This window comes from Sphingobacterium sp. 2149, from assembly GCF_031455655.1.
Lineage (GTDB): Bacteria > Bacteroidota > Bacteroidia > Sphingobacteriales > Sphingobacteriaceae > Sphingobacterium.
In genome coordinates this window covers 446738-464098 of record NZ_JAVDTD010000001.1, presented here as the reverse complement: position 1 = coordinate 464098, position 17361 = coordinate 446738, and the positions used below count along the sequence as shown (strand labels likewise).

Genomic DNA, 17361 nt, shown 5'->3' with positions numbered 1-17361 from the left:
ACAGCGCTTGGCTTTATTTTGATTGTTTAACTTTAATTAAAGTAGGACATTCTTTTGTGGCGTTTGGCGTCGAAGCGCTTTCCACTGTGACTTCATTGATGGTAACCCCTTTTGAAAAAGTAAGTCCCATGAGATACGCGTAAATATCCATCTGTTTTTTCTTACCATCCATTTCGACGTTCACTTTCACTTTTTCGTCCCCACAGAGGTATTTCGATAAGATGTAACTATATTTTGAGTTAAAATCGGCTCCATTAGCGATATCCTGAATTTTTTCTTTCAGATCGTTTAAGGCATCCTGCGCTCCTTTGCCCGGCGTGACCAGCTGATTAATGTCTGCTGCCGGGTCAACAATACGGATGTTGTGTGTAGCAAATTTTGAACTTTTATCCGAGCGCAGCCGCACCTGATAAACACCGGGCTTCGTATAGGTATATAAAGCCGATTTACCGATTGCATCCACCTTTCCGGTTTCACCAAACCACCATTCGAATATTTCACCAGGGCCATTTGCTTCCAAACGGATCTCTTCGAGCACGATACCGTTTGTAGAACCGCTGATAAACAATGTGGTATCCTGTGCTATCGAATGGACCACACTGTCTTTCACAGAAACGAAGAACTGTTCACGCAGATTCTCATTCACGGTGAGTCTGACCACATAAGACCCAACCTTATTAAAGCGGTAAGTACCTTGCTGTTTTGTCGACTTATCGCCGTTTCCAAATTCCCAAAGCCATTTTTTAGCGCCATTGGTGTTGTCGGCATAAATCAGATCTTCATTTAGGTAGATTTCAGTTTTATTAATTTTGGCGCTAATCTTCTCTTCCGATCGCGTATAGACCTTGAAAAAATAAATCAACCCTGCTAAAAGAGCGACGACCAAAAAGATAATGATAAACAAGTAAATACGAGGGTTGCTTTTTGAGACATTCCGTTCGTCGCCCTCTTCGATAAAATTCCTATCCATTTAGTTACAATTGATTAATTAAAAAATGATTTTCAAAATTTGCAATTAGCGTGAATTCATCATATTGATCGTTTGCTGCAATTGTTTCCGGTTCACAATGCAGTCGTCGAGGTTTTTGGAAATGCGCTCAATATCATTGAGATTACCTTTCAACTCCCGCCTGTCGACGTAATAATTCTCGTAAAACAATGCACCTTGCGCAAAAATACTATATCGACTATCGAAGCTATTTTGTGCGTATAAAGCATTAATGTCCGAGAAGGTCTTTTTAATATCATTTTCAATAAAAACGGCCTGTACGGTCGGATCAAATCTTTTGATCTGCGCCGAAGCGCTATCAACATATTTCAAAGCCAAATTAGCCGATTCCTCAAACTTTTGATCGTCACGTATACGCAGGGCAAGATCTTCTTTAGAGATGGCAAATCGCGGACCGTCGCTGTAAAATAAAACGTACCCCAATAATGTCATTGCCAATACAAATGCGGCCAGCAGCAGCAAAAAATGTTCACGTCGTTCGACTAAGCTTAGTTTAATCATACCTTATCTCCCTACTATAGAACCTTGGTTTACAACTTTGTTAATTTGATTATTCATGGTAATACAACTCTGAAGCTGCATTCGTTTGCTTTCAATTACGTTTTTAGTGGAAAATAAAGAATCCTGTAGGCGCGATACCAATAGGATATCCTTATTCAATCTGCGATAAAGCTTTAAACTTGCCCTACTGCTATCCACTTTCAGCCCATCGATGACCCTTCCGATATGTCCCGACCCTTTTGCAATTTCATTCTGGAGCACCCGCTTTCGTGCTACCGCAGACATATCGGCATCGCCTTGCCCAATATCTTTGAAATATTGATTGATCTGCGCAAATTGTCTATTGATATCCGTGCGGGCGTTCATTAAATTTTCCACTTCTTCATATTGCTCTTTTAAGATCACGTATTCTTTTTCAGAAGCTTTTAAATAGAGGAATAAGCTGGATAATGCTATCAGTAGTAGAAAGGTGAATGAAATGATAAATTTGCGGTATGCCGCATTTATCTCTTTTTGGTTTATAGGCTTCATAGATCACAATTTATTCTAAAATCACATTACTTCACAATTTGGATAATTAATAAAACTATACGAGGATAAGGTAACCTTAATGACAAGACTATTCTTTCCACAGGGATATTCAAACTAGCACGATAGTTAAATTACCCCTGATCATAAAAAGCAAAAAACAGGCCACAAATCCTTAAACTATTGGGTTTAATCGGCTTATCGTGATAGTGCTAGGGTTTACTTTCCGTTTCATCAAGCGTGACGCTGTACGCATTCTATATGAGATAATGGAAAAAATACGCAATAAAACACTCATTTTCAACAATCTATTTATAATAAGATTTTACATTTGCTATCAGTTATCTTTATAACTCTCTGACCGGCAATTCCTCTTAATTCAATATTAAGTCTATATTAATTAGATAACGTATTAACTGCCTTAATAGTTTTCATTGCCTCTTTAGTAAAGTGTTTTAAAAGGGTTACGGCTAAATATTTTTCTTTACCAAATTTCAAATGAGTCTTTTCCTTTAGGGATGTATAAATACAGGCTTAAAAAACGCGCAAAGGTACCACCTGTATCTCCTTTATACTTACCCCAAATTGCAGAACCACCCCGGAGGCGTAAGTCCAAAGAACTATGCTCCAGGCAAACGAGCTTCCCATCTCCATAAAGTTTTAAGGTAAAATCCTTTATAGGCTCGACTTTAAAAGTAGGATTGTCAAAATAAAACATATCTTCATTCCCACCTTCACGGACATCATTTTCATCCTGATATAAGCTTACAATCTGCCTCACATCACTATTAAAAACTAGTGCACTATATACATCTTTATTTTTATTTGCTATCAAATCCCTAAAATAGTTATAAGCTTCAAGTGTTTTCTCTTCAAGCACATCTTTCGGTAATTTGCTTAAATCCGTTGCGTTAGCTAGCGCAGGGACTTCATACGGTACTGAAGCGTCGAAAGTAACTGTATACTCATAGTACGGTAAACCTGCTCCTATAAAGGTCTTACCATCTTCTTTTTTTAAATTAGCATGTTCTAGTAACTGAACTTGATGATCGAAACCAGCAACTGTATCCATATTATCTCTCGAGAAAAGTGTCAAATTAAATCGGGTAAACGGTGTCAATTCTTGAAACCCTTCGCCATGTTCACGTTCCGTCTGCGGGTAAAGACGATAAGTTATTTTCTGTTTTCCGGATTTAGCTATATAATTATTCAAAGTTATGGGCGACATAATACCACCATCCTGAAAATATTGAAATGCGGGGATATCATTCACAAGGATCTCGAAAAAACACTGCTCGTGATCGATGTAAATATAATACAACGGTTCCTTTGCATAACGTTTTACGAACTTCAATTGAGACTCTACTGCATTTGCTGCATTAACTGTTTTTCCAACGGTGCTAGTAATAGGAGGATTATTCATTCTGTTAATATTATTTTGACATGATACAATTGAAACCGCTAATAATAAAAAGATGATATTTCTCATAAATCATAATAATTGAATTTTCGGCATTTTAAATGTGTGCTCACCAAATAGATTAAATTCCGTATCGATTAAACTAATTTTCTTAGCTTCATCATCCCAAGTTCTATTTTGAGTTCTATCTTTCTTAAAATCTAACTGTACTTTTCCTTTAATGCCCGAAAAGTAAATCGTGTCTTGATAATAAAGCCCTTCACGATCCCCAGCACTCCAGGTGCGTGTATGGTTAAAATGAGATTCCATGCTTGCAGAAAGAAAAGCATCAATACGCGTAGCGAAATTCCCAAAATAACGCTGGGCAGAAAAAGGATCTATAGGTACGCAGCCTACTAAGTGAACTCTACCTTTTGCTTCTAATCTCGCGCTCATTTTAATGGAAGATTCGCCGATAGACTTACCGGCACTGTTATTAAAACCAGAAACGAGCTGATTTTTCACCTCGACCTTGCCATCATATTGCTCGTAGCTAGCAGGTGCGGACACTTTTAGCTGGTATTCCTGTTTAATTTCTCCTGAAAAGAAAATACTGATTTTAGCGTCTACACCTGCCTCATCTAATAATGTCTGAAATCCTTCACCTATACCATCCGTTAGTTTACCAGCTAATTTATTTCGAGCAGTTTTTTTCAAATTATCTTTTAACAAATCATCGCGATTTATTTTTTCTTTTTCTAAAGAATCGGCTAGATCTTTATCATTTTGTATAAAGGAGTTTGCCAATAAATCTTTTAATTCCAATTTCTTAGCAAACTTTATTCCGATCACAGGGTCTGCTTTGATATTAAACTGTGTGACAAAATGAACAATTTTGTTCACTTTTTCGAGGTATGAGCCATAGGTAAATGCAACTTTCGGAAATATAAAATCAAATCCGAGGTCGGTGACTTTCTTTCCAGCATCTTGCACCTTCTTAATTCCCTTAGCCAATTTTTTAAGCTTTGGAAGTTTTGTCGCTGCAGATTCCCCCATTGTCAATACCGCTATAATGATTTCGACAATCATAACCAAAATGGTGAGTGTCAATATCCCTTTTTCAACCAGATCCTGATTACCTTGTGCATAGCTTTCTTCTTTTCCAAATTTACCTCCGCTAAAATTCCATTTTTTTCCATAGCCTAAACCGTACATCTCAGCCTCGGACTTAAAGTACTCGATCACCAATTTCAAAAGTTCACCATGCAGAGGTCCCATCATTGGAAAATACGCCAGCACCTTAAGATAGAGATCGATATACGGCTGTGCCTTTTCCATCAACCCCGCTATACCACGAACAATCGGCGTATCCACTGCGGTCCCGCGGCAGTTCAAAGGATATTTCCCGGTATAATCATACACTGCGTGTATAATCCATACCGCGTCCGTAAATGCATTTACGACAACAGTAGTCTGCGATTTGTCTGGGAAATAAGCACAGGAATTGATGCGTAATTCATACCGATTTGGAGTCAATGCGATCTGAGTCGGAAACATACCTGCTTCAAACGAAAACACTTTTATATTCAGCTTTTCACCGGAGATACTGATATCCTTAACCGCTTCGCGGCTTTGATTAACGTTGACTAATTCAAGGTATTTGGCTTTATTCTTATCATGCTTTTTATCGCCTTTAAATAAGCATCCCGCCGTATCGAAGCCTTTTATATAAATAGACAGATCGGTCTGCTGTTCGATATTAGGGAGAATGGTATTATAAAAAATACGTTTGAGATTTTTCAGATCAAAGGAAATCGCCGTCTTACGATTAATTTGATGTATCGGGCGGTCTTCATTCGTCAAATACTGAAACTGTTTGGCTTTTGATTCACCATATGAACCTACTGTCAGACGATTGCTTACTCCATTGGTATACAGGTAGCTCAAGATTCGGTTAGCACGCTTATCGGTTAAGTTTTGATTATATTCATGGGTATTACGTATATCAGCAAAGGATTCAACCTTGGCGGATATCTGGGGATTATTTTTTAAGAATTTTACAATATTATTCAATATAGCCTTTGATTCCTGCGGCACTTCATACTGATCCGTTCCGTAAAAAAGGTCAAATGAAAAGCGATAATTCTTTTCCGCTACAGCGAAGGTCTTAGGGTCTTTCTCGTTAAATAAAATCGTTACCTTTTCGCGATCATGAACACTGATTGTCTGAAATTTACAGTGGTCATTCTTCTGCGGCTTGGCTTCATTCTCATTTACTGTGACGACTTTATTGGTCGTTGGCATCACGGGTTCTAGCCAAACGCCGACCTGGTTGAGAATATACAGATGTACTGCATGGCGTATATCTTCTTTAGGTGTGGTATCTTTGATATATCCCTTCTGCCCTTTAACCCTGATCATAATGTAAAAGCGCTCTTTGGGTTTCTTAAATCCCATTTTTGTTTTCCATCGCATGGTTTCCGAAGCAGCAATCTCCAGATTTAATTCGCCATTTTTTACAGTTCGTGTGTACGTACCTACGAGCTGATCATCGGTCGCTGAAAACAGGTTTGCCTCACAATTATAAATCTCCACGATACATTCATAATCATTGACACCTTCCAAAACAAGATTGAGCAGTAGTGGACGGTTGAATTGTGTGGGGTTGCCATTATGAATCTGTAGATTGTTGTTCGGTGTATTTTCTTTCCAATAGGATTTCACCACGCGATAAGGCGCGTAAGCGCGAACAAATACCCCAGTAATTTCCTTATCTTTAAAGCCGGTTAAACTGGCTTCCAAATAAAACCGCGTACCCCCTGCCAAGCTCTTTGGAATTGATAAACTATAGTCGTTGAATTTTTTCTTTTGCTTAAAGTAATCCACACCTCTATTTTCCGATTGCCTGATCCAGAATACTTCACCTTTTTTTTCGGCTTCGGATGTTCCCGGAAACCATTCCGCTACCTGAAACTTGACAGCTGTAGCGGCAGGTATCACAATGACCGAACTGTTCTTGCTTATTAGCGGAGTTCCGGGGAGTACATCAATTCTTTTTACACCTTTCTTTGCCATAAATACGAATTAAGCATCAATAACCTCTTCTTGACTTGTTGTAGAAAGCTCATCAGGTATATCCATTGGATTTAACTGACTCTGTACATTTTCGTCTGCATTTTTTTTGTTCTCATCAGACGGTTCGGCCTTCTGTCCATGTTGCACAATGGATATACAATCTTTTCCACCTATAGGGCAAGTCCCTTTGGAATCTTCCAAAAGTATCTTTCCTCCATTTTTTAAAATAATATCTTGGTAATAATTGGACCATTCGGATACCACTGCATTGCAAGGTTTGTTATTAAGCTTGGAACAAGATCCAAACATATTCTTTTCAAACGTGGCACCTAGATCTACCGTACTCGCGATACTCTTTTTTGTGGCATTTTTATCGTTTACAAATTCCTTGGAATTCTTCAATACTTTTAATTTATCAGGGCTGGTACCGAATTTACACATACATTCGGCACCTTGTACGACTACATGTTTTTCTGCCATAGTTAATCAAATAATTTCTTTAAAAAACTCGCTTGTCTTTCCTTTTCAGGTTCCGCCGCCTGAGATTGATTTGCTATAGTCCAATTATTTTTTGAAAAAAGAGCTGGATTGTCCAATTCAAAATATTTTATTTCTACAGTCATATCTTTATCGCGCTCTCTAAACTGCCACTGCCCTTTGTAAGCCACTATATGATTATGAAAAGGGTTTAATCTGATGAGCGCTTCATAATTACCTTTGTATTTCTGAATTGTTAAACCTTCGTCTTCTTTTAGCTCGCCTTGGTGGATTAACTCAATTGCTCCTTGATCGGTTGTGTGTTCGACAATAGTCTGTTGGGTAAAAAATCCCGGATTTGCGAAGCTTGCAGGCAATGGAAATTTAAAATAATCCCACCGTGTTTTGTCTTCGCCATAGTTTTTAAAAATCGGAAGAAAATAGCTTTGCATAAACCAGTCCCGATAGAGCACAGCAAAAGTAAAACGGTCGAGATCGAATAAGACAGCTTCAGTTTTGACAATATACTTGTCAAAAAATTCACCTTCAAAATAACTCGATAGATTCTTTTTCGTCGCTGTCCAGCGTTTAACTATCGCTGGGTGATTTTCTATAGCTATCGCTTCCCCAAGAGCGTTCACCCTTAGCTGAAGTGGGTAAATCACCTTTCCGGTTTCGTGTGCCAATTTGTCCATCACCAAATCGGGTTCCTTTTCATTGATCCATATATCCTCAGAACGGTTGATCTCAACGACACGATCGCCCGTAGAATGGTCTTCCAAACGCGTAATTACCGTTTCAAATTTAATTTCGTTTTTTTCATCTCCCTCCGAGAAATCTATTTGCACGCCATATTTTCGCCAACTATTGATCGGCCATTGTAGGTTCAGTTGCTGGAATTTGATTTGCTTCAATATTGGAATACTGTTCTGCTCATTATTAGCTTCCAGCAAAGGCGATTGGTAACCAACGCCCTGGGAATCATCATCAACCAACAAACTGAATCTCTTTGTCATATTTCGCCCTCCTTGTTTCCACGACCATGCACCCTTTTATTACTCGCCAATATCAAATTTCCTTCACGCGCTTCCGCATTGAGCTTATCAGCAAGCTTCTGTACCTTCCCAGTAACCTGTAAGCTATATTTTGCTTGCACATTTATTTTAATATTCGTTGCTTGTTTTAAAATTGCCATATTACCTCCTGTCCCGGATTTCAAAAAATGATATAACGTTTCTATTTTAACTCCACCCGTTGCCAGTTGTTATTTGGATCCATTCCGATACCCTCTCTACGCGCCGATCGATGAAAATAACCATAACGCAGAGCTTTTAGTTCATTCAAATTAGCACTTGTTAACTGTTTGCCACCGTACGGATAAGCTGCGCCGTTAAAGACATAAGCACTCAATTTGGACTTTGTGCTCTGCAGTACCGCATGTCCGCTGATCGAATATTTAGCCTCCATTTTGCCGCGGTCCAACGCTGCATTGTTGTCTTTACCAAACTGTCCCATAAAATGTAGCGGTATAAAGCTATATTCTTTGTGAACCATACGTTTCTCACCCCGCAATGCCCAGTACCAGCCATCGGTAATAGTCAATTCACCGGGCTTATACCAACCGTCGGCAATCAATCTATCGCGCAGTCGCTCCAATGTACCTCTTAACATGGCCGTCTCAATTTCCTGTTTGATTTCTGGCCCACTGAGGTAGCTTCCACCGATATCGGAGTGCACTCCTGGCAGATCCTTTTCAATTCCTTTCGGCGTACGCGTAAGCGAGAAGTTCTCCCGCATCTCATCGCGGGCCGTAAAATGCACCACATGTTGTGCCTTTCCGAGCGTATTCAGATTGAGTTCTGCGATATCGTTAGAAAAGCGCGGTATGGGAAGTTCAGAATAGGAAGCAACCGTATCAAAAATGCCAAGGAAATTAACAATCACATGAGCAGGGTTTAAATTAATCCCTTTAAGCTTCAAGGCATAGCCAAGGTGCCCTCCTGCAGGCATTTCCTCGCGGGCAGGCATATTATCACCGTCGTAATAAGCCGTTATTCCCTCGGCCTCTACCTTTCGGCCCTTATAGGCTGCCTTGCCGATCTCGTAGACAAAATTGCGGGCTGCCGCCGCACCGCGGCTAAAGCCGTACACATTAAAAATAATCTGCCGAAGCACTTTACCCGCATTTTCTTCGAACACTCTTTTGATGATATCAGCGGATTGTTCACAACCTTTACGCACCTTAAAACGGATACCCGTAAAACCCGAACCAAACGCATAGCCCATAGTCGAATCCTTTTGGCGGTCGGTGGTTCCTATTCCCTCAATATAGAGGCGGTTGGTATTGGTACAATTCTCCCAAAGCCGCGCTACATTAGACCAGTCATTCTGGTAGCTGGATTCATCGTCTGACTTTCCAAATTTGGCGAAGGAACTATGCCCCGTCCGGCGCGCATCCGTATTGTTTTTGTTATTTTTTGTGCCGTCAAAAAATATATCAATCGTCACGCTGTATTGCTTAGGCGTATTCCTTGGCGGTGGATTATATTCCTTAAATTCAACGTTTGCCATACGATCTAATTATCGACCCGGACCAATGCCGGTTCGTAGCCTACAATTTTTATCTTTTTAGAAGATGAGCGCAAATAGGTATTCAATACATTAGCCGAAGGATCTATCTCAAACAGCAAGTCGATCTTTTCCGTTGGCTCAAATTCCTCAAATGCTTTTTTGAGGATCTCATACTTAAATTTTACGTCAGCCACCCCATACTGCTTATCCCCATCTGCCCATTTCACATACACATGCTCCGGAATGGCTTTCGGCAGATTCGTATTCGCACTGTCGGTGTTCAAAGGCATATCCCTTTCTCCATTGAAGCACTGATAAAAAAAATAATCTTTAGGGCCTAATTTAATGCCCTCTACAGCAAATTTCCATGCATATTTTTTATTGTACTCCATATACAGCTGTGGCTTTGGCCAACCCTGGCCTTCCAAAGTAGCATACAGTTCGTCACCATATAATTTTTGAGGTTGATAGGCTGCGTCGCGATATTCCTTCCGAAAGAAGTGTTCGAAATCCTCATGTGCCGTTTCTGGCGTTATGGTGGTGTCATGCGCCTGAAAGGTAGCTAACAGTACCTGCCGCTGTCCATCCGCCCAAAGAGCCAGTCTCCCTTCTGGAGCAAGGCCAACAATCAAAGTTTTAAAATCATCTTTTTTTTGTGTGCGGACATCTATCGCTCCTTCTTCCCAGATGGTGGTAATCTGCTGTTTATCCAGTTTCCACTTTCCAGTATAGAATTTTTCCTCCTGAATAGCATACCAAGTCATCTGCAGTTCGTCGGGAAGCGCTACAGGCTCATCCGGTGATCCCATTCCTTTAGACTGTACGCTCCAGCCTTGCTGTATTATTCCATAGATCGGACCAAAACGGTAGGTATAATCTTCACTAATCAAAGCCCCATCATATATTTCCACCGGGTATTCCTTGGGCGCAACAAGGGCCCCACTCCATATGTATTTTTTTTCGCTCATTTTTGATTCCTGACAACTCGAAAAGATACTCATCAGCATAAACAGGAGTAAAAAGATCTTATCTATGTCGTTCCTTTTAATCATGCGCTAAAAAAGTTTAGATTTCTCGACACTGTTTATTTCAATTGTTTTTCCGCTCTGCAAGGTCATGTTTTCCTTATTGCTAAAGATGGTCATTTCCGATGCCAGCTCGTTCGATGTTTCGGATTGTCGGTTAAAATCTTTGCTGGCAATCTCGGTACGGTTGTCCGAATCTTCACTAATATCTCCAGTAGCGGTGAGCGAATAATTATTGCCTGCGGTAGTCGCGATATCTTTAGACACAGAAACGGTCTGGTTGTTGCCAACAGACGTACTTTGATCTTTACCTACCTGTACATCCATATTTTCGGTGACATTAATCTGCATATTTTTACAGTTTAACGTCATATTTTCCAGTGCTGTAATCGTCACATTGCTGCCCTGGCTATCGATATGAACAATATTTCCTTTGATATCCGTTATTTTTATACCCTGTGTAGACTGACTATCGTCAAATTCAATCAGATGACCCGACCGCGTGGTAATGCTCTTAAGGTGGTTCTGAATCTGCGGCGTACTATCTGCCGTACTTTGGTTGTATAAGCTCCCCATTACCACAGGCCGCGCTACGCTGCCCTCTTCAAAAGCCACAATGACGTGATCACCAATTTCGGGGATCGAAAGGAAACCCCGATTGACACCCCGGTCGCCCGTACCTGCATTCGGCGTGATGATGCGCAACCATTCGGTTTCGTCATTATTAGCACATTGCCACTTGAAACGCACCCTTATCCTTCCCTGACCACTGGGGTCGTTGTTGTCCACGACATCTGCCATCTGCATATCTGCCTGTGGCCGGATATACTCACGCACCGGTATACGTTCTGTACTCGCTAAAATACCATTAAACCGATTGGTATAGCGGCCCACATCATCAAAGTGGTGTTCCACTTCGGTAATCAGGAATTTACCGAGGGTATCGGTTACAAAACTCAGATCCTGACGCAGGCTTGTCTCAATTTCTATCTGCGCACCAAGCCGGATAGCCGGTGAATCACTGTCGCAAGACACCTGAAGCAACTGACCTACATTGGCCTCTTCCTGCTGCTGCACGATGCGCTGCAGCTCACCCTGTGTATCCACACGGATATCCAGGGGTTGACTAAACACTTTACTAAAGGTTTCGGAAGCCCGCTGCATGGCAAAAACCTGATCCGGATGACCATCCGATTTCACGTTGCTGGTACTTTCCAGCAACTGATCATGTTGAGGCAAGTAGCTAAAGCGGCGGTGGTTGACCGGGCGGATCTGGATACCGTAATCGAGCCGGCTCACTTCGCGTCCATAGGTCACCTTTCCAGCGGGTAAGTCCGATGGTTTGCCAAAATGAAGGCGCTCACCATCGTAATAAAACCATTCGAGGTACTCGGCAGATAGGCGGTTGAGAAATTCAAAATCGCTTTCCCGGTATTGGATCAGGTAATCAATCGGTTCAGATCTACTGGGGTTTACATGCATATGTAGATCGTTCTGTACGACATCCTGGGTAGCCAACTTGACAATATCGCCGAGTGATTTTCCATAATAAGACCCCAGGTCTTTGCCACGATCGATCAATATGGTCGGGCTGTAGCCTTTAATTTGCAACACCCCTTGGTAACCATGGTTTTGCGTCAAGGAGACTTCGGTAATGATGCCCGAAAAATTTTGCATGTTTCCCTGCGCGTAGCCAAAAGAAATCGCCAGTGTACGCCCTACATAAGCGCGGCTATCCTGTAAATTAATCAATCCCGGAATACCGAGCTTACCGTGCTCTATTCGGAGTTCAAACTCGTGGTGGGCATTAAAACGCTGACGAATATTGAACGAAAGGAAATGCGACACTTCCTTTCCGTCAATATGCATCTCAATCAATAATTTTGGCTTATCAAAATACATAAATTAGCTGTTCATAGAGTTTACAAAAAAGACGGTCTTTCTTGCGATAGACCGTCTTTCCAAATTTCATGGTCTATTGCAGCTTTTTAAGCTTTAGGCCAATCATTTTCCAGTGATGCATTTTGCATTTCCAGCACCCGCGATGACAATACCAGAGATAGTGTCATGGGTTTATCGTTGGTGACCGAAATTCCTTCATTGTATTGGATGATATAGGCGTCCTGAAATTTGAGTTCTTTCATAGTCGCATCTTCCTCACTCTTTTTAAACGTGATCCTGCCGTTTACAGTTTTATACTGATTGTTTACCATCGCTTCAATGACCGAGGTATCTTCGGTCGATTCGACCTCAACCGTAATTGTACCGCCATATACAGACGATGACGGACGTCCTTTAGAATCCACATCACGGTGCAAGGAAAACCTGCACTGGATCACATCGTATTCTTTACTTCCTAATGTTAATCTTGTTTTAAATGACATAATCGTAATTTTTAATGGTTTAAAATTTAATTTTACTTACCTAAGCGTGCCTTATCAATACACCTACGGATGTTTGTAAGGGTTACGCTTTTGGCCAGTCTTGTTCGCTTGTCGCTTCACCAATGCTGATGGAGCGCGCAGAAATCACAAATTTGTAGGTCATTGCATGCGATCCTACTATGTTGATTCCTTCCTCGTAGCGAATAATGTAACCATCTTCAAATCTGATTTCTTTCATTTTGGCATCTTCGTCTGGTTTTTTGATCAGCAATGTACCTGCAATAGGCTTGTATTGGTTGTTGACCATAGCTTCGATGACGGAAGTATCTTCTGTAGATTCTACTTCGACATTGATTGTACCGCCATAAACTGAAGATGAAGGACGTCCCTTTGAATCGACGTCGCGGGTGAAGGAGTAGTCAGCATTCAGCACGTCATATTCGTTGCCTGAAAACTGAAGTCTTGCTTTGAAAGCCATAACTTTTGGTTTTAAGTTTAAAATAAATGTTGCGGTCTCTCCATGACCGTATGTCTCTAATTTACATCAAACTAAATACCAATCGAAAAAGTTTCGAATTAATAAATTGTTAAATACCGCAAAACAATCCCGTCAACAGTGTTTTAAAAGCAAAAAAAACGTATAAATACTGAAATTATTTTTTACACACAAAACAAACAAAATGTAACAAAAGCAATACACAGTAGATAATGTACTTTGAAAACTGACACTCACTTCGGTCGCACTCGTCTTCTATGAATTGCTCAATGCGGTAATCGATGCCGCTAGTTCCGCTTCCGTTTCTGGTAACTGAATTTTTAATGAATGCTCAACCCGTGCCTGAATATTCTCTACGAACGGCCTGAAGCGCGCATTGTAATTTGCAAAAGCAGTTTGATAATCGCTATTGCCTTGCAGTTCTTTAGCTAATAAGGTTGCCCCCTGCATTGCCAAGCTTGTCCCCATGCCTGTAAAGAAGCTAGGCGCATAGGCTGCGTCACCTATCAGGGCAACGCGCCCTTTGGTCCAGGAGGGCATTTTGATCTGACAGGCTTCATCAAAATAGAGTTCATCGGTTTGGAGCATGGCTTCCATTATTTGCGGAATTTTCCAATTCCCGTTTTCCCCAAAGTAGTCATTTAAAATTTCCTTTGGTTGTTGGCGATCCCGGTAATTCCAAGTTAACTTTGGCGCACGAAACAGAAGTATTGCGGTCGCAGCATCTTTAAACTGGTAGATGACGGCCTGTTTGCCAAGTTCGCGGTAGACAATACCAGTAGACTTGGGCCTTCCTGTCTGAATTTGATCAACATTCGCAAATGCGAAATAGACGCCCAGAAACTTCTTAAAATCCTCTTCCGGTCCGAAAACAAGCTTTCTCACGATCGAATGGGTTCCATCTGCGCCAAAGACAAAATCGTAAGACTGCGGACTTCCTTTTTCAAACGCTACATCTATCCGGTCATCGTGTTGAACTACTGCGGATATACTGTCGCCAAAAACAATGTTCACCTCCTTTTTGGGAACAATTTCATACATGATCTTCACCAGATCGCCGCGATGAATCTCAATATCGCCTAAATATTCAGACAAGGTATTGATGGAGAAAGTCGCCAACGTTTGGTCGTTTGCATCCACAACTTCATCCGTATGCACAAATTCATTTTGTTTGATCTGATCAAAAATAGCCATCTCACGCGCAATGTCCAACGCTTCACCACGCACATCAATAGGTGAGCCACCTGTCCGGAGATCTTTCCCCAATTCCACCATAGTTACGGAGTAACCAAATTTATTCAACCAGTAGGCTAATGTTAAACCTGCAAAACTGGCTCCCGAAATCAATACTCTTTTTTTCATCTTTACACTATTTTCAATGGGTTAACTTTATTAATAACGCAAATTTAGTTGTAGCTTTACAAGTAAAATATTCGAAAAAAAACTATTAATGTTCGAAAAAAACAACTCATATGGACACTCCTGTTGAAAATGACGCTACCCGGTTTGCCAATAAGCTGGGTGTAATTTTTAAAAATGTCTTGCAGCATTTCGATGTGGTCTCTTTCAAAGGCGTTACCTTTCTCCCCGATATGGCTATGCATATTGGATCATTCGATGTAAAAAATGATTTTACCCGTATGACAAGCCAGTCTGACATCAGCGACGGCATAGGATTTATTTTTTACAATATACTTGAATACGATATCGAGCGCAAAGATGCGAAGACAAGAGCGCGAAACACGGCCGGGCCGCCCTTTGTGCGTATATTTCCATACAACATAGGCCAGACATTACATTTTAAAAAAGGTACACGCCTGTCTTATGTTTCCATCAGTGTGAGCGCGGCTTACCTGAAAACATTTTTACAGGAAGAAGAGTCAACCTTTAAATTCGTGTTTGACAGTGCAAACAATTTTTGGATCGAAGAACTGATGACCGATGATATCTTGCAGACGATCAATGAACTGGTAAAAAAACCCGAACCGTCTAGCATGAAAAGCTTCTACTACAAGATGAAAGCGATGGAACTGCTCTTTTACCTGTTCGAAAGCTTAAAAAAGCGTGGCAGGGTGCCTGAGCAGAAAATCAGTAAGTTTGATATTGATGCGGTTTATAAAGTTAGGGACAAAATTGTTTCGTCTTTAAGCGAGTCAAGCAGGATTGCCGAATTAAAACAGATAGCAGGTATGAACGAACTAAAGCTTCGAAAAATCTTTAAACAGATATTTGGCATGGGCATCTACGATTACTATCAGCTCATGCGCATGAGAGAAGCCGCGCGGCTTATACGCGAAGAAAAACTGACCGTTACCGAAGCCGGCTATCAAATGGGCTTCGAAAACCTCGGTCATTTCAGTAAAATATTTGAAAAGCATATAGGCAAAAAACCCAAAAAATATATGCAGAGTTTAGTGAATCGTCCCTAGATCCATTCTCGCGTCAACAGCAAAAAGTAACCTAAGAATAGGGGCAACGAAAGTAAACCTTAGATCTTTGTGTTTACCACATTCAATTGACAATAGTCATTTTCCGTAATTTTCCATTTGAGCCCCCAGTGGTGCAGATCAAGGATAATCTTCAACAGCTCCTTCCCTTTTTCTGTTGGGCTATAGCGAATCTGCGGAGGTATGGTATTTTCAATATTTTCGGTAACGACAAGCGATTCCTCTTTCAACTCCTTTAAACGTTTGCTCAGTACCTGATCGGAAAGCGTAGGAAACATTTTTTTTAAGGTGCTAAATTGAGATACATCTTCTGCAATACAATATAAGATCTGCATTTTCCAACGCAATGCTATTTGCAGCAATACTTCGTTCACATCGCATGCCTGTGCTAAAGTCTCTAGATTCTCCGTGTTAGTCGATTGTTCTTTTCGAGGTGTTGCCATTTTCAATAAAAATTTCTAGCCACTCACTTCAGGATGAGTTATTGTGGGGAAAAAAGCTTGATTTTACCTTTGTAAGGTATTACAAAAACAATATAAAATTATAAAAAAATGAAACAACTGAGAATTTTATTTCTGCTTATCCTGCTATGCTACGGTATGTTAAGTGGATACGCTCAACATCAAGATCATCGGCCTACCTATGTGCTGGTTCACGGGGCCTGGCATGGAGGCTGGTGCTGGCAGGACGTCGCACAGAAACTTACTGATGCACACTACAAAGTCTATTCACCAACACTAACGGGACTTGGCGAACGCAAACATCTGATCGATCCATCGGTCGATATCGACACTCATATTCAAGACATTGTCAACTTGATCGAGATGGAAGATCTAAATGATGTGTATCTTGTAGGGCACAGCTACGCCGGTGCCGTGATTGCCGGAGTTGCCGATCGCATTCCGTCACGATTGCACAAATTGATCTTTCTGGACGCTATGATCATTGAAGATGGGCAGAGCGCCATTTCTTTGCAACCAAAGGCTGTGCAAGAAGTTCAACTTAAAAACATTCAGCGAAAAGAAAATTTCGTTCCTTTTGATGTTACTTTGTTTGGTGTTACAGTGCCCAGCATGATATCTTGGGTCAAGGAAAGGCTCAGCCCACAACCTTTTGGCACATTCGCACAGCGATTGCGGCTAAAAAATCCATATGGCAATGGATTACCCTTGGTGTATATCGCATGCACGGATCCACAACTGCCCATTATGAAGGAGATGAGTGAAAAAGTGCAAAGCGACCACAAGCTCAACTGGCACTATCGGGAGATTGCTACGGGTCACGATGCCATGCTCACAGCGCCAAAAAAATTGGCGGATATGTTGGTGACACTTGTAGATTAAATTTTGCTTGATTGCCAAGGCTATTTCTTGGCAATCAAGCAAGTTTAGCGAGCGTTGCTCTAACCCTTTGACTTCAGTATAACCTATCGGATGAATCGTAGCAGTT

At 41.0% G+C, this 17361-nt stretch carries 17 protein-coding genes; 2 read left to right on the top strand and 15 right to left on the bottom strand.

The annotated features are described in order from the left end of the window. Positions 1 to 13 precede the first annotated feature (13 nt). From J2X77_RS01855 to J2X77_RS01790, 14 genes are all read right to left on the bottom strand, one after another. Positions 14 to 970 (bottom strand): PKD domain-containing protein, encoded by a 957-nt coding sequence (locus J2X77_RS01855; RefSeq protein ID WP_293936184.1) that lies wholly within the window; start codon positions 968 to 970, stop codon positions 14 to 16. Between the two features lie 45 nt (positions 971 to 1015). Next, positions 1016 to 1510 carry a type VI secretion system TssO gene (gene tssO, locus J2X77_RS01850; protein ID WP_209579778.1) on the bottom strand — a complete coding sequence of 165 codons (495 nt, stop codon included), beginning with the start codon at positions 1508 to 1510 and terminating at the stop codon, positions 1016 to 1018. 3 nt (positions 1511 to 1513) lie between these two features. Beyond that, positions 1514 to 2041 carry a hypothetical protein gene (locus J2X77_RS01845; protein WP_209579776.1) on the bottom strand — a complete coding sequence of 176 codons (528 nt, stop codon included), beginning with the start codon at positions 2039 to 2041 and terminating at the stop codon, positions 1514 to 1516. A 481-nt stretch (positions 2042 to 2522) separates the two neighbouring features. Continuing rightward, on the bottom strand, positions 2523 to 3461 hold the full coding sequence (locus tag J2X77_RS01840; RefSeq protein ID WP_209579774.1) for a hypothetical protein: 939 nt from the start codon (positions 3459 to 3461) through the stop codon (positions 2523 to 2525). Positions 3462 to 3530: 69 nt separating this feature from the next. Continuing rightward, positions 3531 to 6512 (bottom strand): OmpA family protein, encoded by a 2982-nt coding sequence (locus J2X77_RS01835; protein WP_209579771.1) that lies wholly within the window; start codon positions 6510 to 6512, stop codon positions 3531 to 3533. A 9-nt stretch (positions 6513 to 6521) separates the two neighbouring features. Beyond that, entirely contained in the window at positions 6522 to 6992 is a 471-nt protein-coding gene (locus J2X77_RS01830) for a DUF4280 domain-containing protein (protein WP_209579769.1), read from the bottom strand. Between the two features lie 2 nt (positions 6993 to 6994). Continuing rightward, a complete protein-coding gene (locus J2X77_RS01825; RefSeq protein WP_293936180.1) occupies positions 6995 to 8005 on the bottom strand; it encodes a hypothetical protein in 1011 nt (336 codons plus the stop codon). Beyond that, the gene (locus tag J2X77_RS01820) at positions 8002 to 8184 is read right to left on the bottom strand and encodes a hypothetical protein (protein ID WP_209579765.1); all 183 of its coding nucleotides are present in this window, start codon (positions 8182 to 8184) and stop codon (positions 8002 to 8004) included. The genes J2X77_RS01825 and J2X77_RS01820 overlap by 4 nt, the downstream gene beginning before the upstream one ends. A 41-nt stretch (positions 8185 to 8225) precedes the next feature. Then, the gene (locus J2X77_RS01815; protein WP_293936175.1) at positions 8226 to 9560 is read right to left on the bottom strand and encodes a DUF2235 domain-containing protein; all 1335 of its coding nucleotides are present in this window, start codon (positions 9558 to 9560) and stop codon (positions 8226 to 8228) included. A gap of 5 nt (positions 9561 to 9565) precedes the next feature. After that, complete coding sequence (locus tag J2X77_RS01810) at positions 9566 to 10612, bottom strand: DUF2931 family protein (protein ID WP_310078724.1); 1047 nt, start codon at positions 10610 to 10612, stop codon at positions 9566 to 9568. A gap of 3 nt (positions 10613 to 10615) precedes the next feature. Further along, entirely contained in the window at positions 10616 to 12487 is a 1872-nt protein-coding gene (locus tag J2X77_RS01805) for a phage baseplate assembly protein V (protein ID WP_310078722.1), read from the bottom strand. Between the two features lie 86 nt (positions 12488 to 12573). Next, positions 12574 to 12969 (bottom strand): type VI secretion system tube protein TssD, encoded by a 396-nt coding sequence (tssD, locus tag J2X77_RS01800; protein ID WP_310078720.1) that lies wholly within the window; start codon positions 12967 to 12969, stop codon positions 12574 to 12576. An 82-nt stretch (positions 12970 to 13051) separates the two neighbouring features. Further along, the gene (gene tssD / locus J2X77_RS01795) at positions 13052 to 13447 is read right to left on the bottom strand and encodes a type VI secretion system tube protein TssD (RefSeq protein WP_120257239.1); all 396 of its coding nucleotides are present in this window, start codon (positions 13445 to 13447) and stop codon (positions 13052 to 13054) included. 273 nt (positions 13448 to 13720) lie between these two features. Further along, positions 13721 to 14827: an FAD-dependent monooxygenase gene (locus J2X77_RS01790; protein ID WP_310078717.1), complete on the bottom strand. Its 1107-nt coding sequence runs from the start codon at positions 14825 to 14827 to the stop codon at positions 13721 to 13723. Between the two features lie 110 nt (positions 14828 to 14937). Here J2X77_RS01790 and J2X77_RS01785 point away from each other — a divergent pair, with 110 nt between their 5' ends. Beyond that, positions 14938 to 15894, top strand: coding sequence for an AraC family transcriptional regulator (locus J2X77_RS01785; protein WP_310078715.1), 957 nt, complete (start codon positions 14938 to 14940; stop codon positions 15892 to 15894). A gap of 59 nt (positions 15895 to 15953) precedes the next feature. On the opposite strand, the gene J2X77_RS01780 is transcribed toward J2X77_RS01785, so the two are convergent. Further along, positions 15954 to 16355, bottom strand: coding sequence for a helix-turn-helix domain-containing protein (locus J2X77_RS01780; protein WP_209579757.1), 402 nt, complete (start codon positions 16353 to 16355; stop codon positions 15954 to 15956). Between the two features lie 108 nt (positions 16356 to 16463). On the opposite strand from J2X77_RS01780, the gene J2X77_RS01775 reads away from it, so the two are divergent. After that, positions 16464 to 17255 carry an alpha/beta hydrolase family protein gene (locus J2X77_RS01775; RefSeq protein ID WP_209579755.1) on the top strand — a complete coding sequence of 264 codons (792 nt, stop codon included), beginning with the start codon at positions 16464 to 16466 and terminating at the stop codon, positions 17253 to 17255. The last annotated feature ends 106 nt before the right edge of the window (positions 17256 to 17361 follow it).